Annotated in this window: 20 protein-coding genes; 16 read left to right on the forward strand and 4 right to left on the reverse strand. The window is 66.3% G+C overall.

Annotated elements, in window-relative coordinates; translation table 11 throughout:
- Window positions 1-30 precede the first annotated feature (30 nt).
- The 9 genes from EEB15_RS23730 to EEB15_RS23770 are packed head-to-tail and all read left to right on the forward strand — an operon-like array spanning window position 31 to window position 10,115.
- On the forward strand, window positions 31-1,710 hold the full coding sequence (locus tag EEB15_RS23730; RefSeq protein ID WP_141512428.1) for a DUF1302 domain-containing protein: 1,680 nt from the start codon (window positions 31-33) through the stop codon (window positions 1,708-1,710).
- Between the two features lie 40 nt (window positions 1,711-1,750).
- Window positions 1,751-3,121: a DUF1329 domain-containing protein gene (locus EEB15_RS23735; protein ID WP_141512429.1), complete on the forward strand. Its 1,371-nt coding sequence runs from the start codon at window positions 1,751-1,753 to the stop codon at window positions 3,119-3,121.
- Between the two features lie 42 nt (window positions 3,122-3,163).
- The gene (locus EEB15_RS23740) at window positions 3,164-3,856 is read left to right on the forward strand and encodes a TetR/AcrR family transcriptional regulator C-terminal domain-containing protein (RefSeq protein ID WP_141512430.1); all 693 of its coding nucleotides are present in this window, start codon (window positions 3,164-3,166) and stop codon (window positions 3,854-3,856) included.
- Between the two features lie 29 nt (window positions 3,857-3,885).
- On the forward strand, window positions 3,886-4,878 hold the full coding sequence (locus EEB15_RS23745; RefSeq protein WP_199236610.1) for a phytanoyl-CoA dioxygenase family protein: 993 nt from the start codon (window positions 3,886-3,888) through the stop codon (window positions 4,876-4,878).
- Between the two features lie 4 nt (window positions 4,879-4,882).
- Window positions 4,883-5,704, forward strand: coding sequence for an SDR family NAD(P)-dependent oxidoreductase (locus tag EEB15_RS23750; RefSeq protein WP_141512431.1), 822 nt, complete (start codon window positions 4,883-4,885; stop codon window positions 5,702-5,704).
- 6 nt (window positions 5,705-5,710) lie between these two features.
- Entirely contained in the window at window positions 5,711-6,709 is a 999-nt protein-coding gene (locus tag EEB15_RS23755; RefSeq protein ID WP_141512432.1) for an aldo/keto reductase, read from the forward strand.
- A gap of 12 nt (window positions 6,710-6,721) precedes the next feature.
- Complete coding sequence (locus tag EEB15_RS23760; protein ID WP_141512433.1) at window positions 6,722-7,744, forward strand: alcohol dehydrogenase catalytic domain-containing protein; 1,023 nt, start codon at window positions 6,722-6,724, stop codon at window positions 7,742-7,744.
- 10 nt (window positions 7,745-7,754) lie between these two features.
- A complete protein-coding gene (locus EEB15_RS23765; protein ID WP_141512434.1) occupies window positions 7,755-8,927 on the forward strand; it encodes a DUF1214 domain-containing protein in 1,173 nt (390 codons plus the stop codon).
- 21 nt (window positions 8,928-8,948) lie between these two features.
- A complete protein-coding gene (locus EEB15_RS23770) occupies window positions 8,949-10,115 on the forward strand; it encodes a sulfotransferase (protein ID WP_141512435.1) in 1,167 nt (388 codons plus the stop codon).
- Between the two features lie 3 nt (window positions 10,116-10,118).
- Here EEB15_RS23770 and EEB15_RS23775 read toward each other — a convergent pair whose 3' ends face one another.
- Genes EEB15_RS23775 through EEB15_RS23790 form a run of 4 tightly spaced genes read right to left on the reverse strand, consistent with a single transcriptional unit; the run spans window position 10,119 to window position 14,950 of the window.
- Window positions 10,119-11,369 carry a CaiB/BaiF CoA-transferase family protein gene (locus EEB15_RS23775; protein WP_141512436.1) on the reverse strand — a complete coding sequence of 417 codons (1,251 nt, stop codon included), beginning with the start codon at window positions 11,367-11,369 and terminating at the stop codon, window positions 10,119-10,121.
- Complete coding sequence (locus EEB15_RS23780; protein ID WP_158290209.1) at window positions 11,370-12,377, reverse strand: tripartite tricarboxylate transporter substrate binding protein; 1,008 nt, start codon at window positions 12,375-12,377, stop codon at window positions 11,370-11,372.
- A 42-nt stretch (window positions 12,378-12,419) separates the two neighbouring features.
- Window positions 12,420-13,415, reverse strand: coding sequence for a tripartite tricarboxylate transporter substrate binding protein (locus EEB15_RS23785; RefSeq protein ID WP_141512438.1), 996 nt, complete (start codon window positions 13,413-13,415; stop codon window positions 12,420-12,422).
- Entirely contained in the window at window positions 13,412-14,950 is a 1,539-nt protein-coding gene (locus EEB15_RS23790) for a class I adenylate-forming enzyme family protein (RefSeq protein ID WP_141512439.1), read from the reverse strand. Before EEB15_RS23790 ends, EEB15_RS23785 begins: the two co-directional genes overlap by 4 nt.
- Window positions 14,951-15,014: 64 nt before the next feature.
- Here EEB15_RS23790 and EEB15_RS23795 point away from each other — a divergent pair, with 64 nt between their 5' ends.
- From EEB15_RS23795 to EEB15_RS23825, 7 genes are all read left to right on the forward strand, one after another.
- Complete coding sequence (locus EEB15_RS23795) at window positions 15,015-15,941, forward strand: NmrA family NAD(P)-binding protein (RefSeq protein ID WP_141512440.1); 927 nt, start codon at window positions 15,015-15,017, stop codon at window positions 15,939-15,941.
- 87 nt (window positions 15,942-16,028) lie between these two features.
- On the forward strand, window positions 16,029-17,231 hold the full coding sequence (locus EEB15_RS23800; RefSeq protein WP_141512441.1) for an acyl-CoA dehydrogenase family protein: 1,203 nt from the start codon (window positions 16,029-16,031) through the stop codon (window positions 17,229-17,231).
- Between the two features lie 2 nt (window positions 17,232-17,233).
- A complete protein-coding gene (locus EEB15_RS23805; RefSeq protein WP_141512442.1) occupies window positions 17,234-18,361 on the forward strand; it encodes an acyl-CoA dehydrogenase family protein in 1,128 nt (375 codons plus the stop codon).
- Between the two features lie 14 nt (window positions 18,362-18,375).
- Window positions 18,376-19,170 (forward strand): enoyl-CoA hydratase/isomerase family protein, encoded by a 795-nt coding sequence (locus EEB15_RS23810; protein WP_141512443.1) that lies wholly within the window; start codon window positions 18,376-18,378, stop codon window positions 19,168-19,170.
- 21 nt (window positions 19,171-19,191) lie between these two features.
- Window positions 19,192-20,094: an SDR family NAD(P)-dependent oxidoreductase gene (locus EEB15_RS23815; RefSeq protein WP_141512444.1), complete on the forward strand. Its 903-nt coding sequence runs from the start codon at window positions 19,192-19,194 to the stop codon at window positions 20,092-20,094.
- A gap of 12 nt (window positions 20,095-20,106) precedes the next feature.
- Window positions 20,107-20,856, forward strand: a complete 750-nt coding sequence (locus tag EEB15_RS23820; RefSeq protein WP_141512445.1) for an electron transfer flavoprotein subunit beta/FixA family protein — start codon at window positions 20,107-20,109, stop codon at window positions 20,854-20,856.
- A gap of 22 nt (window positions 20,857-20,878) precedes the next feature.
- Window positions 20,879-21,805 carry an electron transfer flavoprotein subunit alpha/FixB family protein gene (locus tag EEB15_RS23825; RefSeq protein WP_141512446.1) on the forward strand — a complete coding sequence of 309 codons (927 nt, stop codon included), beginning with the start codon at window positions 20,879-20,881 and terminating at the stop codon, window positions 21,803-21,805.
- Window positions 21,806-21,885: the final 80 nt, after the last annotated feature.

Raw genomic sequence — 21,885 nt, forward strand, 5'->3', positions numbered from 1 at the left:
CACCCACAAGAACCACATCGGAGACAAGACATGAAGGCATACCTCGCCCTGGCGCCGCTCGTGTGCGGCGCCGCCGCCCAGGCTTTCCCCATCGAGACGGGCAACCCCGATCTCGCCATTCGCCTCGACACCGAGGTGCGGTACAACGCCGGCTGGCGCATGCAGAAGATCGACCCGCGCATGCGCCTGTCGAACCCCGGCGCGCCGGTGCTGTCCGCCATCGGCGACAACCAGTTCGAGCGCGGCGACGTGATGCTCAACCGCTTCGACCTGTTCACCGAGTTCGACATCGTCTACAAGGAGCGGTCCGGCGTGCGCGTCACAGGCGCGGCCTGGTATGACCCGACCTACGGCAAGAAGGTCAACGACCCCACCGGCACCATCGCCAACTGGTATGCGAACGGCGAGTACTCGCCGTACACGCGGCGCTACATCACGGGGCCGTCGGGCGAGTTCCTGGATGCATTCGCCTTCACCACCGTGGACATGGGCCAGATGACCGCGTCGGCCAAGCTTGGCCGCCACAGCGTGTACTGGGGCAACTCGCTGTTCCCGCAGTCGTATCACAGCGCCATCGCCTACGACCAGTCGCCGATCGACAACCAGAAGGGCGCCGCGAGCCCGGGCGCGCAGACCAAGGAAATCCTGCTGCCGTTGAACCAGTTGACCGGCACGTTGGCGATCGATCCCGCGTTGTCCGTGTCGGGTCTCTACACCCTGGAGTGGCGGCCGCGCCGCTACCCCGAAGCGGGCACCTTCTACGAATACTTCGCCGGCGCCTTCTGGGGCCCGAACGGCCCGAGCGCGCTGCCCGAAAAGTACAAGCCGCCGAAGAAGGGCGGTGACTGGGGCGTGATGGTCAAGTACGGCCCTGAGTCCTGGGGCGGCTCCAACGTGAGCCTGGTCTACCGCGAGTTCTACGAGAAGATGATCGGCAACCTGTACTCACCGGATTTCGGCGGGCACATCGGCATGGCTTACAACGACCAGAAGAACCGGCTCATCGGCGTGGCGGGCGAGACGAACCTCTGGGGCCTGAACTTCGGCAGCGAACTGACGTACCGCCAGAACACATCGATCAAGACCGCCGCCGCCGTGTCGGCGCTGCTCGACTCCGATGCGCCGGCGCGCGGCAACACCGCGGGTGCATTGGTCAACGTGGTCAAGTTGCTGCCCAAGACGCCGCTGTGGGAGGCCGGCGAGCTGGCGATGGAGCTCGCGTACTCCAAGGTGCGCAAGGTCACCTACAACCCGGGGCTCAACGGCATGGGCGCGTTCGTCACGGGCAATGCACCCGGCACGCCCGCCGGCTACCAGAACGTCGGCTCGCCGTTCTGCCAGAACGCGGCAGGCGCTTTCGGCGCGGGCAGCGAGGACAACGGCTGCATCAGCAACAAGGGCGCGTGGATCGTTTCGGCCAACTTCCAGCCGCGGTGGCTGCAGGTGGTTCCCGGCGTTGACATGAGCGCGCCGATGTTCATCACGTATGGCCTGAAGGGCAACGCCAACGCGGCCACCATCGCCGCCAAACAGGCGCTCTACCAGGTGGGGCTGCAGTTCGACGTGCGGCAAAAGCACGTCGTGAAGATCGCGTACACCGGCGGCCGCTCGCACGCCGAAACCACCGCGAGCGGTGGCATGACCGGCTCGGGCACCTGGTGGCAGAACGACCGCGGCTGGCTGAACGTCAGCCTCAAGTCCTCGTTCTGACCGCCCACCTCCATTCAACGTACATCCCAGGAGTACACGCATGAACACACCCCATCGCCTTCTCGCGGCCATCCTGCTGGCGCTGAACGCACTGCCCGTGATGGCGGGCCCCACGCCCGCCGAAGCCGCCGAGCTGGGCAAGTCTCTGACTGAAGTCGGCGCCATCCGGGCCGGCAATGCCGAAGGCACCATTCCGGCCTACGACCCGGCCAAAGTGATCACCAAGCCCGTCGAGCCGTACGCGCCGGTGAACCCGGCGGGCGGCTTCCCCTACACCGACCCGTTTGCTGCCGACAAGCCCCTGTTCTCCATCACCGCAGCCAACATGGACAAGTACGCGTCCAAGCTGAACGAGGGCACCAAGCACTTATTGAAGACACACGCGGGCTATCGCGTCGACGTTTACCCGACGCGTCGCACCGCGTCGCTGCCGAAGTTCGTGCTCGAGAACACCGTGAAGAACGTCAACAGCCCCAAGCTCGTGGGTGATGGCGACGGCATCGAGGGTGCCCACGCACAAGTCCCGTTCCCCGTTCCGCACGCGGGCAAAGAGGCGATGTGGAACGCGATCCTGCGCTACAAGCAGCCATACGAGCGCGCCGATTCCTATGCCGCCTGGTTCATGGACGGTTCGGGCAACCGCTCGCTGATCTACCGCGCGGCTGTGGACTACGAGCACCAGTACTGGGACCCGAGCATCAAGAACCCCGAGTACTTCCTGCGACTCGTCAACTACATCACCGCGCCCGCGGCCCGCACGGGGGCCCGCGACATGCGCGTGAGCCCGCTGCGCCTGGACATCAAGGAACAGAACGCGTGGTCTTACACGCAAGGGCAGCGGCGCGTGCGCCTCGCGCCCGAGTTCAAGTACGACACGGTCAACGCTCAGGAAAGCGGCGTGAAGGTCTATGACGAGATTGCCGGGTTCGACGGCAAGATGGACCGTTTCGATTTCAAGCTGCTCGGCAAGCGCGAGATGTACATCCCCTACAACGCGTACAAGGCGCAGCAAAGCGCCATGGAGACGGTGCTGACGCCGAACTTCGTCAACCCGGATGTGATGCGCTTTGAGCTGCACCGCGTATGGGTCGTGCAAGCCGACCTGAAGCCGGGCGCACGCCATATCTACAGCCGCAAGGTGTTCTACCTGGACGAGGACAGCTGGAACTTCGCGCTCTACGATTCGTTCGACCAGGCCGGCAAGCTCTATCGCTCGTCGGTGTGGCCGCTGTATGTGGCGCAGGAAACCGGCGTGCTGCGCCAGGACGCGCAGGTGTTCTACGACCACGTGAAGGGCGCGTATTCGCTGTCCGGCTGGGTCGAGCCGGGGATGACGGGTTGGCATTCGCGCGGCGCGTTGCCGCCGAACTACTTCTCTCCCGAAGCGCTCGCCGCCAGCGGCTGGCGATAGGGCGACGTATAGTCGCACCACACAGTGCGACGCAAGGAGTCCATGAAGGAAGCAGTGAAGAAAAAGTCCGCCGGCAAGTCCGCCCCGGCGGCCGTGCGCGACAATCTGACGGTGGAAGTCATCGTCACGGCGGCTATCGGGCTGCTGCAAAAGGACGGGCTGGCCGGCCTGTCGATGCGGCAGCTCGCCGCGACGCTCGACGTCACGCCGACGGCGATCTACCACCACGTGAAGGACAAAGACGAGCTCCTCGACCTCTGCGCGGTGGAGATCCTCGCGCAGATCCCGAAGTCCGATCGGAGCCTGCCGTGGCCCCAGCGCCTGCGGACGCTGATCATCGAGCAGCAGCGTGTGTTCATGCGTGTCCCGGGCCTTGCCAAGTTTCTGCTGGTGCATCGCGAGTCGTCCGTCGCTTCGCTGCTCTGGGCCGAGGCGGTGCTCAGCGTCATGCACGATGCCGGCTTCAAGGCACAGCAGTCGCTGCCCGTGCTGATGTCGATGTCCTTCCTGCTCAACCCGATCACGCTGGTCGACGACAAGCAGCCCGCCAAGTTCACGCCCGTCCTCTACCGAACACGCGCCACCGCCCTCATCAAGAAACACCCGGGCATGTTCCCCTGCGTCAGCCAAGTCTTGCCGCTCATGCAAGCCGGCTCGTACGAGTCGCAGTTCGAGACGGCCCTCGACCGGGTCATCTCCGGCATCGAGCAGGAACTGGCCGGCCGCCCAGCCTGACTTCGCGGGAAATCCCTAGTTCAACATAGTTGAACGAAGGTCGAAAATATGAACGCATGCGGACATCAAAACTCGGTGCGCCGATGGGCGAACTCAAATGCGCGAATGACCTGCTCGATGACCGCGAGGCGCTTGCAGCGGCGTGGGAACGAGACGGCTACTGGTTTTTCCGGGACGTGCTGGACAAGGAAGTCATTGGTCGCATCCGTCAGACCTACACCGACTATCTGCTGGAGATGGGCGTCGCCAGAATGGAAGGGCCGTCGCCTCGCTACAACGGGGCCGACGTGTCCGGCTTGCATCTTCATACCGCCCTGACCCGGCTGAACGACGCCAAGGTCCACAAGATCCTCCACGAAGCGCCGACGATCAATGCATTCTTCGCGAAGCTGTTCGGCTGCGATCCGTTCTGGATCCCGTTCACGATGCACCGGACCAACCCGCCGGTCAGCGATCGCAGCACATCGCGCTTCGACCTGATCCATGAGGACGGTGTCTACAACGACGGGCTGCCCTTCCTGATCTGCTGGGTTCCCGTCGATGACATCGACGAAGACACGGGCGGCGTTGCCTTGCTGGAGGGCGTGCACAAGGGGCCGTGCCTGCACCGCCGCGAGGGCACGAATATCCTGCCGATCGATGAGCAGGATGTGCCCAGCGGCCAATGGCGCCGGACCGACTACAAGCCCGGTGATGTACTGATGATGGGGCTGCATACGCCGCACAGCGGCCTGTCGAATATCTCGGCGGACCGCTTTCGCATGTCGCTCGACACGCGCATCATGCCTTCCACCGGCAAGGTGCCGCTGGTCGGAACGCTGACCGAGGTCACGAAAACCGGCTTGAAGGTCGAGGACGCCAACGGCGTGCACGAACTCGCCTTCGACAGCACGAGCTTTGTCCGTGGCCACCAGGGCGACAGGATGCCGCTCCATGAAATCCCGGACCGGTACAAGCCGGGGAAGGAAGTGATCATCGCGTTTGAAGACCGGCGCGTCGTCAACATGCGGCCGCAGAACTGAAGCGATGCCGCAACCGCAAAAGTACGGCAGCCGCCTTGCGGGCAAAGTCGCTGTGGTTACCGGCGCCGGTGCCGAAGGGTCTCAAGTGGGTATCGGTCGCGCCATTGCACTCGTTCTGGCAGGGGAGGGCGCTCGCGTCTGCTGCAGCGACATCGACCTGGCCCGGGCCGAAGAAACCGCCCTGCGCATCAATCGCGAAGGTGGCGATGCATTCGCCTTTGGGGGCGACGTCAGCGATGGCAAAGCCTGCGCACGGCTGGTGTCGGAAACCGTCGCACGTTTCGGACGGCTGGACGTCCTGGTCAACAACGTAGGCATTTCGACCCCGACGACGCTCGAAAGCATCGACGACGCCGCGTGGTCGCGCATCTTCGACATCAACCTCAAGAGCGCGATGCTGATGTCGAAGTATTCGATCCCCGAAATGACGAAGACCGGGGGCGGGTCCATCATGAATATCTCGTCGATTGCCGGCATCGGCGCGCTCGGCTCGCTCGCCTATGGCACGTCCAAGGCCGCGATGGCGCAACTGGCGCGCGAGATCGCCGTGATGCACGGCCGTGACGGCATACGCGCCAACACCGTGGCGCCCGGGCATTTGATGACGCCCCACGCGATGCACGTCCTGCCCGCCGATATGCGCGAGACGCGCCGCAAGATCGGCCCGCTCGGCCTGGAAGGTGATGCCTGGGATGTGGCGCTGGCGGTGTGCTTTCTGGCGAGCGACGAGGCGCGCTTCATCACGGGCGTCGAGTTGCCTGTCGATGGCGGCGTGACCGCGATCGGGCCGATGGCAGCCCACGCGTTGATCATGCGGGCCGACTGAGTCGCCATGCAATACAGAAGACTGGGCCGCAGCGGCCTCAAACTGAGCGAGCTGGCGCTCGGTGCCGGCAATTGGGGCTATCAGGGCATGAATGAAAACGCCGTGCGCGAGACCGTCGCGCTTGCGCTCGATGCCGGGATCAACTACTTCGACAACGCCGAGAGCTACACCGGTGGCCGGGCCGAAGAGATCATGGGCCGCGTTTTCAGGTCGCTCAAGCTGCCGCGCCTCAAGGCCGTCGTGTCGACCAAGTACTACTGGGGGATCAACGACGGCCCGAACTCGAGGAACACCCTCAACAGGAAGTACTTGATCGACGGCATCGACGGCTCGCTCAAGCGGCTGCAGATGGACTATGTAGACATCGTGTATTGCCACCGCAACGATCCCCATACGCCAATCGAGGAGACGGTCTGGGCGATGCACAACATCATCGAGTGGGGCAAGGCGCTTTATTGGGGCACGTCCGAATGGCGGGCCGAAGAGATTCGCGCCGCCTGGGACATCGCCGAGCGGCACCATCTGCACAAGCCGGTTGTTGAACAGCCGGAGTACAACCTCTTGCGGCGCAGCCGCGTGGACACCGAGCATCGGCGCCTGTTGGACGACATCGGCCTGGGCATCGCCGTCTTCAGCCCGCTCGCGGGCGGCACGCTGACCGGCAAGTACCGGGGCGGTGCGCCGGCCGACAGCCGCGCGGCGGATCCCAGCCTGGCGCGCTTCCACGGCACGCTGCTGGGCAAGCGGCGCAATGACATCGTGGACGGTCTGGAGCAGTTTGCCCGGCAGCTCGATTGCTCGCTGACCGAGCTGGCCCTGGCCTGGATCCTGACGAATCCCCGTGTCAGCACGGCAATCCTCGGCGTCTCGCGGCCGGCGCAATTGAGCGCCAACCTCAAGGCACTTGATGTGGTGCCACGGCTGACGCCTGACATCCTTGCCGCCATCGCTAAGTGTGTCGGCGACTACAGCGAACCCTGGTCGACTGTGACCGATCCGCAATAAGGACAACGACCCATGCGAGCAGCCATCTTCCAGCGCGCCGGCGAGCCGCTCGTGATCGAGCAGCGGCCCGACCCGACACCCGCCGAAGGCGAAGTCGTGATCAAGGTCCACCGCTGCGGTGTCTGCGGCACCGACCTGCACATGACCGACGGCCACGCGCCCGGCTTCTGCTATCCCGGAAATTCGCCGCTTGGGCACGAGTTCGCGGGCGAGGTTGTCGCGGTCGGGCCGCACGTGGAGCGACTGAAGGTGGGCGATCGCATCACCGCGCTGCCGTTCTTCGGCTGCGGGCGCTGCGCCACCTGCCTGGCGGGCAAGCCCAACTTCTGCGCGAAGTTCCAGGGCCACGCCGCAGGCTTCGCCGAATACATGGCGGTCAAGGAACGCGTCGCGACGCGCTTGCCGGCCAGCCTGTCGATGGAGGACGGCGCGCTGGTCGAGCCCATGGCGGTGGGCCTGCACGGCGTGGCGCTGGCGCGCCTGGCGCCCGGCGCGCGCGTGCTGGTCATCGGCGCGGGGCCGGTGGGCCTTGCCGCAGTGTTCTGGTCGCGGCGCATGGGCGCCGGCCGCATCGCGGTCACCGCCGGTTCGCGCCGCCGCGAGGCCTTGGCTCTGGCGATGGGCGCCACGCAGTTCGTGCTGCCCGAGCCCGACGAAAATCTGCCGGCGCTGGCCGCGGAGGCGCTCGGCGGGCCGCCCGACGTGGTCTTCGAATGCGCCGGACAGAAAGACCTGATCGCGCAGGCGATCAACTGCGTTCGCCCATCGGGCCATGTGGTTGTGCTGGGCTTTTGCACGGTGGCCGACAGCTTCATTCCCGCCATCGCCGTGTGGAAGGAAGTGCGGGTGCAGTTCGCAGTCACGTACAGCATGGCGGAGTTCGCGCACGTGGCCGACACCTTCGACGCCGGCCATGTGGAGCCGCGCGCGATGATCACCGATCGCGTCTCGCTGGACGCCTTGCCCGCTGCCTTCGAGGCGCTGCGCGAGCGCAGCCACCAGTGCAAGCTGATGGTCGACCCCTGGTCTTCCTGAGGAACAAGAGATGGCCTCATCGCTGCTGACCTGGAAGTCCTACCTTGCGATGCTCGAGTCGGCCGGCGACCTGACGGCGCTGACCGAGCATCCCGACAGCGAACAACTTCGCGCCGAACTGTACCGGCAGCTCCAGATGAACCTGTCGCTGGGCTACTTCATGTACTTCGGCGCCACCGCCGAGCACCCCGACTGGATGCCATTCCTCAACTCGGTGTTCATGCTGCAGCCCAACCCGGATGACGCCTACGTGTTCGCGCCGGTCCAGGGCGGGGGCAGCTATCGCATCGTCGGCGAGCGGGGCAGTGTGCACCTGCTCACCCTGGACGTGGGCCGCCAGATGATGGGCATGGCAGACCGGTCCGCGCCGCCGTTGCTCCAAGTCGATCTCGACTCGCTGGAGCGTGACGCGCAAGGCCGCTTCGAAGTTCTGGTGAGCGCCGAGCGACCGGCAGGGCATCAGGGCAACTGGCTGCCGCTCGATCCTTCGGCCGAGTTCTTCATGGTGCGGCAGCGCAGCTACGACTGGGGCAACGAGCGGGACGCGCGCTTGGCCATCGAGCGAGTCGATACGCAATCCCTGAAGCCGACTATGAGCGCCGCCGAGATCGCGGAGCGGACGCAAGCGCTGATGGGCGGATTCGTGCGTCGGCTATCGCAGATGTGGCTCACGCACCTGCGCCAGCTGCGCGAACGCGACACGCACAACCGCTTCGAGTTCCACGCCTTCGGCGGCGGGCTTACCAACCAGGCATATTGGCAGGCGCTGTTCGACTTCGGCCCCGACGAAGCCCTGGTCCTGGAGACCGAGTTGCCAGAGACCCGTCGCTACTGGAACGTGCAGCTCAACGATCCGCTGTTCAACACCATCGATTTCGTGGGAAGGCAAAGCAGCCTGAACGGCCACCAAGCGCGCATCGACGGCGACGGCAAGTTCCGCGCCGTGATCGCACACCGCGATCCGGGTGTGCCCAACTGGCTCGACACGGCCGGATTCAACCGCGGCACTGCCATCGGCCGCTGGTACGGCTGCAGCTCCCACCCCATGCCGACGCTCGAGCGAGTGCCTCTGTCGCGCCTGCGGGAGCACCTCCCCACGGACACGCCGCTCGTGTCCGCGCAGGAACGTTCGGCAACGCTCCGGGCCCGGCGCATTGGCGCGCAATTGAGGCGACGCTGGTAGGCCAGCCACATCAACACCATCATGAACATTCCCAACACCTTCTCCGCATCCGGCGACGCTTTGCACGCAGCGGCCAGCGCCGCCACCGGCCTTGACGACTTCGGACCGTCACACGATTACCAGCCCGGACTGACGCGCCTGCTGGATGCGCTCGACCGCGACGGCCCGCGCCTCGCCCCGGGTGGCCGCGAGTTCGTCTTCGGCACACTGGTCGGAGTGCTGGTAGCGAGGTTGACCTTGCAGCGCAGCTTGCGCGACCTCCCGGAGGAGGCCGCGCGCACTATCGTGCGTCCACTGGTGATCACCGGCGTTCCCCGCACCGGCACCACGGCGCTGCACAAGTTGCTGTCAGTGGATCCGCAGTTCCAGGGACTGGAGCGCTGGCTCACCGCGTTCCCGGTGCCGCGTCCCCCGCGCGCGAGTTGGCCTTCCAACCCGATGTACCAGGCGACGGTGGCGGGCATCGAAGCCTTCCTCGCCCGCGCGCCGGAGATGCGCGCAGCACACGACATGGTGGCGGACGACGTGGACGAGTGCCTCGAAGTGCTGAAGCAAGGCTTCTGCAGCAACACCTACGGCTCGACCTTTCGCGTGCCGGGCTATGACGCGTGGTGGGCGGGGCAGGACGAAGGCGCTTCGTACCGGCGCTATGCGAACGCACTGAGCGTCATCGGCGCCGGGGACGCGAGGCCCTGGTTGCTCAAGAACCCCGGCCACATCCACACCCTCGATCATTTGCTGGCGGTGTTCCCTGATGCCTGCATCGTCCAGACGCACCGTGATCCGGTCCAGGCCCTGCCATCGCTTTGCAGCGTGCTGGCGATGGCGCGCCGCCTGAGCGAAGGCGACAACGTCGTGCCTGCCGAGATCGGCGCGCGCGAAATCGCCAACTGGGAGAAAGCCGTGACCCGGGCCATGGCCTTGCGCGAGCAGGCGCCGCCGCGACAATTTCTCGATGTGCGGCACCGCGACTTCCATCGTGACCCCATGGGTGTGGTGCGGCGGATCTACAGGCACTTCGGTTACGAACTGAGCCCGCAAGTTGAAAAGGCGATGCAGGCGCGCATCCATGCCAACCCGGAAGGCCGCCACGGAGCCCACTTCTACACGTCGGAGCATTTCGGCCTGGAACCCGGCGCGATCCGCGAGCGCTTCGCGGCCTACATCGAACGCTACAACCTCGCCTGACGTTCAGATCACGCGCGCTTGCGCCAGCCGCGCCAGCTCCGCGTCATCCGCGCCCAGCAGTTCTTTGAGCACTTCGTTGGTGTGTTGGCCCATGGTGGGCGGCGCGCGGTAGCGCGTGATCGGCGTATCGGAGAAGCGAATCGGGTTGGCGGCGAGCTTTACCGTGCCGGAGAGCGGGTGCGGCACTTCCACCGACATGCCGCGGTGCTTCACCTGCGGGTCGTTGAAGACCTGCTCCAGGTCGTAGATCGGCCCGGCCGGCACGCCCGCGTTCTCCATCGCGGCCAGGATGTCCTGCTGCTTCCACTCGCGCGTGATCGCGTCGAACGTGTCGGCCAATGGCTTGCGGTTCTGCACGCGGATGGAGTTGGTGACGAAGCGCGGGTCGTCGGCGAGTTCGGGGTGGCCGAGCGCGCTGCAAAAGCGCCGGTATTGCTCGTCGTTGCCGCAGACCACCATCACCGCGCCGTCGGCGCAGGGGAACATCTGCGAGGGCAGGCCGCCGTTGCCTTGCGTTCCGCGTCGCACGGGCACGATGCCAGTGGCGAGGTATTGCGCGGTGTAGTGCGTGAGCGAGGCAATCACCGAATCGAGCAGGGCGATGTCGACCTGCTGGCCCCGCCCGCTCGCCGTCTTTCGGCCTTCGGGCAGCCCGCCGTCGCGCTCGTACAGCGCGGCGAGCACGCCGATCGCCGCAAACTGGCCGCCGATGAAGTCGGCGATCGAAGGGCCCGTCTTCACAGGCGCGCCGCCTTCTTCGTCGGGATAGCCGGTGACGCTCATCAAACCGCCCATGGCCTGGAAGATCGAATCGTAGCCGGGCCGCGGTGCGTACGGGCCGCTCTGGCCGAAGCCGGTGACCGAGCAATACACCAGGCGCGGATTGATCGCGCGCAGGCTCTCGTGGTCCAGGCCGTAGCGCTTGAGGTCACCGACCTTGAAGTTTTCCACCACCACGTCGGAGATCTCGACGAGCTTGCGCACGATCTCCTGGCCTTCCGGCTTGGCGAGGTCCAGCGTGATCGATTTCTTGTTGCGGTTGGTGCCCAGCAGGATGGGTGACTCGCGGGTGTCGCGGCCGTCCGTGTCCTTGAGGAAGGGGGGGCCCATCTTGCGTGAGTCGTCACCGGCGCCGGCGCGCTCGACTTTGATGACCTCGGCGCCGAGGTCGCCCAGCATCTGCGCCGCCAGCGGGCCGGCAAGAACGCGGGAGAGATCGAGGACGCGAATGCCGGAGAGTGGAAGTGCCGACATTTATTCGCGTCCCTTCATGCCCGTCTCGGCGATCACCTTCGCCCATTTTTCGTGTTCGCGATGCAGGAAGGCGGCGTAGCCGGCGGGCGGCAACGCCATCGGCGTGAACCCCATTTCCTCCAGCTTGCCGCGCACAGCGGGCTTCTTCAGCGCTGCGTCGAAAGCCGTGTACAGCTTGTCGATGATGGGTGCAGGCGTGGCGCCGGCGACGTTGATGCCGACGAAGGTGCCGGCGAAGTAGTCCGGATAGCCTTGTTCGGCCACCGTCGGAACCGTGGGCAGGGTCTTCGACCGTATCGGCGGCCACACGGCCAGCGCGCGCACCTTGCCTGCCGTGATCAGCGGCGTTGCCTGCTGCACCGAGAACAGGCCGATCTCGATCTGGCCGCCGAGCATGTCCGTCGTGACGTTGCTCTCGCCTTTGTATGGCACGTGCAGGAAGCTGGCGCCGGCGCGCTGCTTGAACAGTTCCATGCCCAGGTGCGCCGGCCCGCCGATTCCCGTCGACCCATAGCTGATCGCGCCGGGGCGGGCCTTGGCCGCGGCGACCAGTTCGGCGAGTGTCTTGTAGGGCGTGTCGGCCCGCACCACCATGACGAAGTCCACCAGGTGGCTCAGGATCACGGGCGCCAGGTCGCGAGTGGGGACATATGGCAGCTTGGGGTCGAGCAATGCGAGCATCACCATCGGCCCGCCGCCGCACAGGCAGACGGTGTAGCCATCGGGCGCGGACTTGGCGACGTGGTTCGCGCCCAGCGCGCCGGCGGCGCCCGGCTTGTTGTCGACCAGCACGGGTTGGCCGAGTTGCTGGCTGACTTCGCCGGCCAAAAGCCTGGCCACCACGTCGGTCGCACCGCCCGCGGCAAAGGGGACAACGAGGGTGACTGGGCGGCTCGGATAGGAAGCCGGGGCCTGGGCCTGCGCCGCCGGCGCGGCGAACACGGCGCAGCAGGCGATGAAGGTACGAATGAAGTGCTGCCAACGACTGGCGGTTTGATGGGTGGCCATATTTGTCTCCTGCTCGGGCCTATGGGCGTATTTTCTTCTCATCTACTGCGCAGCGATACCGTTTTCGCGGATGACTCGGCCATAGGTGGCGAAATCGGCGTCGGCGAGCGCGGCGAAATCGCTGGGGTTCAAGTAGTGCGGCGTCATGCCCATGCCTTGCAGTTTGTCCTGCACCGCTGGGGAATCCATTGCAGCCTTGAGGGCCGCAGCGAGCCGTGCCTGCACCGTCGCGCTCAAGCCGGGCGACGCGGCCAGGCCGCTCCAGGGGGTCACCACCAGGTCCGGGAATCCCTGTTCCACCAGCGTGGGTACTTCGGGCAAATCCTTCACGCGCTGGCTGCTCGTTACCGCCAGCGCACGCAGCTTTCCAGAGCGCAACTGGGGCAATGCCGTTGCCGAGTCGGCCAGCATCATGGGGACCTGCCCGCCGAGCACGTCCAGCATCGCGGGCTGCGCGCCGCGGTAGGGGATGTGCGTCATCGGCGCGCCGGCCATCTGTGCGAGCCGCGCGCCGGTGAGGTGCCCCAGGCTGCCCTGGCCGGCGCTGGTGTAGGCCAGCCCGCCGGGTCGTTTTTTTGCGGCCGCCATCAGCTGCGCCACCGTCGTAACGCCCGCCATGTCGGGCAGCGCGGGGTTGATGACGAGAACGTTGAATTGCGTAGCGATGAGGCCGATGGGCGTGAAGTCGCGCGCCGCCGAGAACTGTTTGCCGAGGAAGTGGTAGTTCAGCACCGCCGGGATGACCAGCGAGACCAACGTGTAGCCGTCTGCCGGGCTGCGCCTCACGTCTTCGTGGCCGATCTGACCGACGCCGCCCGACTTGTTGTCAATGACGACCGTCTGCTTCAGCTGCACAGCCATCTCCGCTCCGACCAGTCGCGCCACCGAGTCGGTCGGGCCGCCGGCGGGGAAGGGAACGACCAGGCGCAGCGGCCGGGTGGGGAAGTCTGCCTGGGCTCGAGCCACGGAGGCGGCCACCAGGCCGGCGGACGCGAGCAGCAGGGAGCGCCTGCGCGCGTTGAGATGGTTGGGTTTCATGAGGCCGTTTCGAGTTGTGATGCAAGTTCGCGCTTGAGGACCTTGCCTGTGGGACCCATCGGCATCGCCTCGACGAACACGTAGCGCGACGGGCACTTGTAGGCGGCGAGCTGGTGGCGTACGTGCGCCGCGAGCTCATCGCGCAGCACGTCGGTGGCGTCAAGGCCCGGGCGCAATTCAATGAAGGCGACCACCATCTCGTCACCCAGGTCGCCCGCCTGCCCGACGACGGCCGCCTGCAGCACGGCGGCGTGCGTCGCAATAGCGGCCTCGACCTCCGCCGGATAAACGTTGAAGCCCGAGCGGATGATCATTTCCTTGCGACGGCCCACCACGGCCAGGTCACCGTCGGGCAGCCACCGCCCCAGGTCACCGGTGGCGAACCAGCCGCCCTCGCGAAGCACTTCGCGCGTGGCTGCTTCGTTCCGGTAGTAGCCGCGCATCACGCCGGGACCGCGCGCCTGGATCTCGCCCACATCGCCGGTCGAGACGGGCTGGTCCGATGCGTCGACGATCCGCACTTCCACTGTGGCTTCGGGCGGGCCGACGCTCCACGGCAACGTTTCGGAGCCGGAGCGCGTGCGCGAGAGCGGTGCGCATTCGGTCATCCCATAGGCGTTGACCAGAGGCCGCCCGAAAGCCCGCTCGACACGCGCTTTCAGTGCCGGGTCCAGCGGCGCGCCACCGGCCACGAGCGTGCGCAAGCCATGCCCTGATAGATCGATTTGTTCCTGCTCGATGCGATCGAGCAGGCGGGCCCAGCCCGCCGGCACCATGGACGCCTGCTGCACGCTGCCGCGCGCGATGGCTTCGACCAGTTCGGCCGGCGACAGGCGCGGCCGCAGCCGGATGGCCGCGCCGAACAGGAGAGCCGGTACGGCGCTGGACAAGCCCATGGCATGCGAGAGGGGGGCGGCGACGTCGATCGTGTCGGCGGCGGTGGTGCCCCGGGCTTGGCCGACAACGCGGCCCATGTTGATCAGGCTCTCGTGCGACACCATCACCGCCTTGGGCTGCCCGGACGTGCCCGACGTGAAAACGAGCAAGGCGATGTCGGCCGCGTCTGCTTCGGCCGCGGCGCCGGAGTTGAAGCAATGCAGTGCGAGCCGGCCCAGGCCTTCGATCTCGAGCGGCCGCGCTTCGAGGCGGCGGGCGTGTTCGGCAGTGTCAGGGGAACCGTCCAGCGAAAAGAGCAGCCAGCGCGGGTCGGCGCACTGGGCCAGGCGCCGCAGTTCGGCCAGCGGCAGGCGTGCGTTGAGCACGGCCGGCCAGGCCCGCAAGCTCTGCGCGGCGAGCAGCAGCACGAGCGTGTCGGCGCTGTTCTCCGAGACCATCACCAGCCGCTCGCCCGCCTGCACGCCGAGGCTCCCCAGCGCGCTGCTAGCGCTCACTACCCGCTCAGCGAGTTCGCTCCAACGCCACGAAGACTCCGGTGTGTGCACGGCCCATGCATCGGGCTGCGCGCGTGCGCGCAGCGCGACGATGTCGGGCAACGAGGGGCAGGCGGGCGCAGCGGCGGTCAGGGGTGGGCTCATTGACAGGGGAAAAAGGACCGTTAGAATAAACGAACAACGTTCATATAGTCGACGTTAAGGTCCTATGGTTTACCCGAAGGCAGGCGATGCCATCCTGGTGAGCGGTGCCACCGGCGCGCAGGGCGGGGCCGTGGTCCGCGCGCTGCTGGCCCGCGAGCGTTCGGTTCGGGCACTTGTGCGCAATCCACGCTCGCCGGGGTCGCTGGCCTTGCGCGAGGCGGGCGCCGAGCTGGTCACCGGCGACATGGAAGATCCGGCCTCCCTGGCCGCCGCCATGCAAGGCGCGGCCGGGGTCTTTTCGGTCCAGGTACCGGATACGCGGGGCGACGACAGCGAACGCCGGCATGGCCTGGCCCTGATCCACGCCGCGCGCGCGGCCGGCGTCGCCCAGTTCGTGCATACGTCGGTCAGCGGCACTGCGCAGCGCACGAGCTTTGCGCGCTGGGCGTCGGGTTACTGGAGTCAGAAGTACTGGAATGACAAGTGGGACGTGGAGGAAGCCGTGCGTCGCGCCGGCTTTGCGGCGTGGACGGTGCTGCGCCCCGCGTTCCTGATGGACAACTTCGCCCAGCCGAAATCGGCGTGGATGTTCCCGCAGCTCAGGCACGGCGAAATCGCGACGGCGCTGCTTGCCCAAACGCGCTTGCAGCTCATCGCAGCGGACGACGTCGGCGCTTTCGCCGCCGCGGCGTTCGACGACCGCAAAGCCTTCGGTTCGCGGGAGGTCGACCTTGCCGCCGAGGCACTGACCATGGGTGAAATCGCCGGGGTCCTGGCCCGGACGACGGATCGCCCGATCGCCGCGCTCTCGCTGACGCCCGGTGAGGCGCTGGCGCGCGGGCTCAATCCCGGCTGGGTGCGCTCGCAGGAGTGGACCAACGAAGTGGGCTACCAGGCCGACATCGAAGGACTGGCCCGCTGGCAGATACCGCTCACGTCATTCGAAGTCTGGGCGCAGCGGCACCGAAGCGCCATCGGCATCCCGGCCTGATTGCATCGGCCGGCAGTTGCCGCGCGCCTTGACAGGAATGCGGTACGCGTTAAACTATACGAACACTGTTCGATAATACGTTCAACGATGCGTTTTGAATTTTCCGCTGAGGATGAAGCCTTCCGGCTCGAGGTACAGGCTTTCTTCGCGGCGCACCTGCCCCGCGAGATGGCCAGGCGCTTTGCGATCGGCGCCCACCCGCCCGAGCGCGCCGACGTGCGAGCCTTCCAGGCGTTGCTGCATGCGCGCGGCTGGGGCGCGCCGCATTGGCCCGTGGAGTGGGGCGGCACCGGCTGGTCGCCGCTGCGCAAGCACATCTTCATGGAGGAGCTCTACAACGCCGACGGGCTGGACTACGGCTGGCAGGGTCTGCACATGGTGGCGCCGGTGCTGATCGCCTTCGGCAGCGAGGCGCAGAAGAAGCGCTTTCTGCCGCCCATGCTCAGCGGCGACGAATTCTGGGCGCAAGGCTTTTCCGAGCCCAACGCGGGCTCGGACCTGGCCAATCTGAAAACGCAAGCCGTGCTCGAGGGCGACGAATGGGTGGTCAACGGCCAGAAGATCTGGACCAGCGACGCCATGATGTCCGAATGGGGCTTCTTCCTGGTGCGCACCGACAGCACCGCGAAGCCGCAGCGCGGCATCTCCTTTCTGTTGATCCGCATGGACACGCCCGGCCTCACCGTGCGGCCCATCGTTTCCATCGAAGGCGGCACCGGCCTGAACGAAGTCTTCCTGGAGAACGTGCGGGTGCCGGCCGAAAACCTGGTCGGCGAGGCCGGCATGGGCTGGACCTACGCGAAGTACCTCCTGGAAAAGGAGCGCACGACCAGCGCCTTTCTCTACTTCAACAAGCGCGAGCTGGAGAAGGCCCGCGAGATCGCCCAGGCGCAGAAGATCGGCGGCGTTCCGTTGATCGACACGCCCGCCTTCGCGCACAAGCTGGCGCGCGCAGAAGTCGATGTGATGGCCCTGGAATTTTCCGTTCTGCGCATCCTGTCCGGCGAAGCCACGCAGAACCTGAACGCGGTCGTGTCGGCGCTCAAGCTGCGCGGCTCTGCGCTGCAGCAACGCGTCACTGATCTGCAGGTGGAAGCGCTAGGCCTGCACGCGCTGCGCTCATGGGGCCACGGAGAAGGTGAAGCGAGCGACAGCCCAGAAGCGTTGCGCTGGCCTGCTTTCGTGCCGGGCCGCACCGCCGCCGCGCTCATCGCGCGTGCCTCCACCATCTACGGCGGCTCGCAGGAAGTGCAAAAGAACATCATCGCCAAGCTGGCGTTCGGGCTCTAAATATGGATTTCAACCTCACCGACGAACAACAGATGCTGCGCGAATCCGCTTCGCGCTTTGTGCGCGAGCAATACGGCTTCGAGGCCCGGCGCAAGTGGACGGCCGATGCCGGCTGGTCCTCCGAGCGCTGGGGCCAGTACGCGGAAATGGGCTGGCTGTCGCTGTCGATCCCGGAAGAGATGGGCGGCCTGGGCTGCAGCTTCGTGGAGACTGCGCTGGTCGCCGAGGAGTTGGGACGCGGCATGGTGCTCGAGCCGTTCATCGGCTGCGCTGTACTCGCGGCAAGGCTGGCCGAGCGTGGCGACGCCCCCGGCTTCGCCGCCCGGCGTGAAGCCTTGTTGGCCGGGATTGCCGACGGCAGCGCGATTGCACTGCTGGCGCACAGCGAGCCCGGCAGCCGGTTCGAACTGGACGCGGTCGCCACGCAGGCGCGCGAGACCCCCGGCGGCTGGGTGATCGACGGCACAAAGATGATGGTCCCCGGTGCACCGGGCGCGACTCACTTCATCGTGTCCGCGAATGTGCAGGGGCAGGGCGTCGCGCTGTTCCTGCTGCATCGCGAAGCCGTGGTGCTGCAAAGCTATGCCCTCATCGACGGCACGCGCGCGGCCGACATTGAACTGCACAGCGTCGCCGTCGGCAAGGATGCATTGCTGGCCAATCCCGGTAGCGCTTTGCCGCTGCTGGAAGAGGCGATGGACCGCGCCGCTTTGGCGCAGGTGGCCGAGGGCCTGGGCTGCATGGAAGCCGTGCTCGCGCTTACGGCCGAATACCTGAAGACCCGTCAGCAGTTTGGCCAGCCCATCGGAAAGTTCCAGGCGCTGCAGCACCGCATGTCGGAGATGTTCGTCGAGGTGCAGGAGACACGTTCGATCCTGCTGCGCGGCATCGCCCACCTGGAAGGCGAGCCCGCGGCGCGCAAACAAGCCGTGTCGGCCGCGAAGGTGATGCTCGGCACGGCCGGGCGCTTCGTCGGCGGCCAGGGCATCCAGTTGCACGGTGGCATCGGCGTGACGGACGAATACCAGGTGGGCCACTACTACAAGCGGCTGCTGGCGCTCGAAAAGATCTACGGTGACAGCGACTGGCACCTCGACCGTTTCATCGCGGCGCAACGCGAAGCCGCGTGATTGGAGACAAAGCAATGAACTACGAGAACTACAAGACCCTCAGCTTTCGCCGTGACGGCCGCGTGCTGCACGTGACCTTCAACCGGCCCGATACGCTCAACGCCTTCGACAACGACTTGCATGGCGACTTCGACCGGTTCGTGCATGAAGTGCCGCGCGACGAAGCCACGCACGTGATCGTGCTCACCGGCGCGGGCAAGGCCTTCAGCGCTGGCGGCGACATCGACCACATGCAGGAACTGATCGACGTGCCCAGCGGCATCTATGGGGAGATCGCCGAGGGTAAACGCCTGATCAACGCTCTGCTGGACATTCCGCAGCCGATCATCGCGAAGATCAACGGCGCGGCCATTGGCCTGGGGGCCACCCTTGCGCTTTTTTGCGACATCAGCTTCGCCGCCGACCACGCAAAGATCGCCGATCCGCACGTGAAGGTCGGATTCGTTGCGGGGGATGGCGGCGCGGTAATCTGGCCCCAGCTCATTGGCTATGCGCGTGCCAAGCACTACCTGCTGACGGGCGATGCAATTACCGGTGCGGACGCCGCGGCAATGGGCCTGGTCAACTTCGCGTTTCCGGCGGCGGAGCTCGACGCGGCCGTGGATGCCTATGCGCAACGTCTGGCTGCGGGCGCTCGTCGCGCGGTGCAATGGACCAAGGCCACGATCAACGTGGGCCTGAAGCAGGTCGCCGCCTCGGTGCTGGAGGCTGGCGCCGCTTACGAGATGCTGTCGAACCAGACGCGTGACCATGCCGAAGCCGTCGCCGCGTTCCGCACCAAGCGCGCGCCGGACTTCAACGGCGACTGAACACAATCAAAGGAGCATTCAATGGGTATCGTTCAAGACAAGGTGGTGGTCGTCACCGGCGCGGGCGCCGGGATCGGCCGCGATTTCGCCAAGGGGTTCGCTGCTGCCGGCGCCAAGGTCGTGGTCAACGACCTGGCGCGCGACAAGGAAACCGGCAAGGCACTGGCCGACGGCGTCGTGGCTGAAATCCGCGAGGCCGGCGGCCAGGCCGTGGCGGCCGTGGAAAGCGTGGCCGAATGGGACTCGGCACACAAGATCGTGCAGGCCGCGCTTGACAGCTTCGGGCGCATCGACTGCATTGTGAACAACGCGGGCATCGTGCGCGACCGCTTCATCTTCAACATGAGCCAGGAAGAGTGGAAGGCCGTGGTCGACGTCCACCTGAACGGCTCGTTCTTCATGACGCGCGCCGCCGCGCCGCACTTCAAGAGCCAGGAAGGCGGCAGCTACATCCACATGACCTCCACCTCGGGGTTGATCGGCAACCTGGGCCAGGGCAATTACTCGGCGGCCAAGATGGGCCTCGTCGGCCTGTCGAAGTCGATCGCGCTGGACATGGCCAAGTTCAAGGTGCGATCCAACTGCATCGCGCCTTGGGCCTGGACCGCGATGACGGCCAGCATCCCGGCCGACACGCCCGAGCAGAAGGCCCGCGTGGAAAAGTTGAAGCGCATGGAAAGCGCCAAGATCGCGCCACTGGCCGTGTACCTGGCCAGCGACCGCTCGGCCCACGTGTCGGGCCAGATCTTCGGCGTGCGCGCCAACGAGATCTATTTCTTCAACCAGATCCGCATGATCCGCTCGATGCACCGCAGCGAAGGCTGGACGCCCGAGACCATCGCCGACGAGGCGATGCCCGCCTTCGAGGCCAGCTTCTTCGAGAACGTGCCCTCGATGAAGCTGACCCCTTGGGATCCCGTGTAAGGAGCGACGAACATGAAAGCATTGGTCGCGGTCAAACGCGTGATCGACTACAACCTCAAAGCCCGCGTCAAGTCCGACGGCAGCGATGTGGACCTGGCCGGCGTGAAGATGTCGATGAACCCATTCGACGAAATCGCGGTCGAAGAGGCCGTGCGGCTGAAGGAAGCCGGTGTGGTCACCGAGGTGGTGGCCGTGAGCATTGGCGTCGCGGCCTGTGCCGAGACGCTGCGCACGGCGATGGCGCTGGGCGCGGATCGCGCGGTGCTCGTCGAAACCGCTGCCGAACTCGAACCGCTGCACGTCGCCAAGCTGCTGAAAGCGGTGGCCGACAAGGAGCAGCCGCAGCTCGTGTTCCTGGGCAAGCAGGCGATCGACGACGACGCCGGCCAGACCGGCCAGATGCTGGCGGCGCTCCTGCGCTGGCCGCAAGCCACTTTCGCATCGAAGGTGTCGGTGAACGGTGGGGCGGTCGAAGTCACGCGGGAAGTCGACGGCGGGCTCGAAACGCTGGCGCTGGACTTGCCCGCCGTAGTGACCGTCGATCTGCGACTGAATTCCCCGCGCTACGTGACGCTGCCCAGCATCATGAAGGCGAAGAAGAAGGTCATCGACACGCTGCCCGCCGAGACGCTGGGCGTCTCGCTGGCGCCTCGTACGCAGGTGCTGAAGGTGAGCGAGCCGAAGGCCCGGGCCGGCGGGATCAAGGTCGCCGATGTGGCGGCACTGATCGACAAGCTGAAGAACGAAGCCAAAGTGATCTAACACGCCCAATCCAGGAGTCTTCATGACAACACTCGTCATCGCAGAACATGACAACACTTCGATCAAAGGCGCCACGCGCGCTGCGATCACCGCGGCCTTGCAGGTCGGCGGAGATATCCATGTCCTGCTGGCCGGCCACCAATGTTCCGGCGCGGCATCCACGGCGGCCGGCATCGCAGGGGTGGCCAAGGTGCTCGTTGCCGACGCCCCAGCTTATGCCCACCCCCTCGCCGAAAGCCTGGCCGCACTGGTGGTGAACCTCGCCCGCGACTACAGCCATGTGATGACCGGCGCCACGGCCGTCGGCAAGAATTTCATGCCGCGCGTGGCGGCGCAGCTCGACGTGGCGCAAATCTCCGACATCACGGCCGTGGAAGCGCCCGACACGTTCGTGCGGACTATCTATGCGGGCAATGCGCTGGCCACCGTGAAGGCGCTGGACGCAATCAAGGTCGTGACCGTACGCGGCTCCGCGTTCGAAGCGGCAGGCGACGGGGGCGCGGCCGCTATCGAGCCGGTGCCCGAGGGCCCTGCCTTCCCGGCGGCTCGTCTCGTCCGCGAAGAATTGACGAAGTCCGAGCGGCCGGAGCTGACCGCCGCGCGCGTGATCGTGTCCGGCGGACGCGGCCTGGGCAGCGGCGAGAACTTCCATCTGCTTGACAAGCTGGCCGACAAACTCGGCGGCGCGGTGGGCGCATCGCGCGCCGCTGTCGACGCGGGCTACGTGCCCAACGACTACCAGGTCGGCCAGACGGGCAAGATCGTTGCGCCGGACCTGTACATCGCGGTCGGTATCTCCGGCGCGATCCAGCACCTGGCCGGCATGAAGGACAGCAAGCTGATCGTCGCGATCAACAAGGATGCGGAAGCGCCGATCTTCGAGGTGGCCGACTACGGGCTGGTGGCCGACCTTTTCCAGGCAGTGCCCGAACTGACGGCCGCACTTTGACGCGCGGGCCGCGCACGGCGACCGTCCGGTCGGTTACGATTGCTGCGGCACCCCATCGGAGGATGCCGCCAGCAGACACC

Source organism: Ramlibacter sp. WS9 (assembly GCF_003797765.1).
Lineage (GTDB): Bacteria > Pseudomonadota > Gammaproteobacteria > Burkholderiales > Burkholderiaceae_C > Ramlibacter.

Bases quoted from the DNA above. Each gene is read 5' to 3' on its own strand.
- EEB15_RS23730 (WP_141512428.1), top strand. From the start codon at position 31: ATGAAGGCATACCTCGCCCTGGCGCCGCTCGTGTGCGGCGCCGCCGCC.
- EEB15_RS23735 (WP_141512429.1), top strand. From the start codon at position 1,751: ATGAACACACCCCATCGCCTTCTCGCGGCCATCCTGCTGGCGCTGAAC.
- EEB15_RS23740 (WP_141512430.1), top strand. From the start codon at position 3,164: ATGAAGGAAGCAGTGAAGAAAAAGTCCGCCGGCAAGTCCGCCCCGGCG.
- EEB15_RS23750 (WP_141512431.1), top strand. From the start codon at position 4,883: ATGCCGCAACCGCAAAAGTACGGCAGCCGCCTTGCGGGCAAAGTCGCT.
- EEB15_RS23755 (WP_141512432.1), top strand. From the start codon at position 5,711: ATGCAATACAGAAGACTGGGCCGCAGCGGCCTCAAACTGAGCGAGCTG.
- EEB15_RS23760 (WP_141512433.1), top strand. From the start codon at position 6,722: ATGCGAGCAGCCATCTTCCAGCGCGCCGGCGAGCCGCTCGTGATCGAG.
- EEB15_RS23765 (WP_141512434.1), top strand. From the start codon at position 7,755: ATGGCCTCATCGCTGCTGACCTGGAAGTCCTACCTTGCGATGCTCGAG.
- EEB15_RS23770 (WP_141512435.1), top strand. From the start codon at position 8,949: ATGAACATTCCCAACACCTTCTCCGCATCCGGCGACGCTTTGCACGCA.
- EEB15_RS23775 (WP_141512436.1), bottom strand. From the start codon at position 11,369: ATGTCGGCACTTCCACTCTCCGGCATTCGCGTCCTCGATCTCTCCCGC.
- EEB15_RS23780 (WP_158290209.1), bottom strand. From the start codon at position 12,377: ATGGCCACCCATCAAACCGCCAGTCGTTGGCAGCACTTCATTCGTACC.
- EEB15_RS23785 (WP_141512438.1), bottom strand. From the start codon at position 13,415: ATGAAACCCAACCATCTCAACGCGCGCAGGCGCTCCCTGCTGCTCGCG.
- EEB15_RS23790 (WP_141512439.1), bottom strand. From the start codon at position 14,950: ATGAGCCCACCCCTGACCGCCGCTGCGCCCGCCTGCCCCTCGTTGCCC.
- EEB15_RS23795 (WP_141512440.1), top strand. From the start codon at position 15,015: ATGGTTTACCCGAAGGCAGGCGATGCCATCCTGGTGAGCGGTGCCACC.
- EEB15_RS23800 (WP_141512441.1), top strand. From the start codon at position 16,029: ATGCGTTTTGAATTTTCCGCTGAGGATGAAGCCTTCCGGCTCGAGGTA.
- EEB15_RS23805 (WP_141512442.1), top strand. From the start codon at position 17,234: ATGGATTTCAACCTCACCGACGAACAACAGATGCTGCGCGAATCCGCT.
- EEB15_RS23810 (WP_141512443.1), top strand. From the start codon at position 18,376: ATGAACTACGAGAACTACAAGACCCTCAGCTTTCGCCGTGACGGCCGC.
- EEB15_RS23815 (WP_141512444.1), top strand. From the start codon at position 19,192: ATGGGTATCGTTCAAGACAAGGTGGTGGTCGTCACCGGCGCGGGCGCC.
- EEB15_RS23820 (WP_141512445.1), top strand. From the start codon at position 20,107: ATGAAAGCATTGGTCGCGGTCAAACGCGTGATCGACTACAACCTCAAA.
- EEB15_RS23825 (WP_141512446.1), top strand. From the start codon at position 20,879: ATGACAACACTCGTCATCGCAGAACATGACAACACTTCGATCAAAGGC.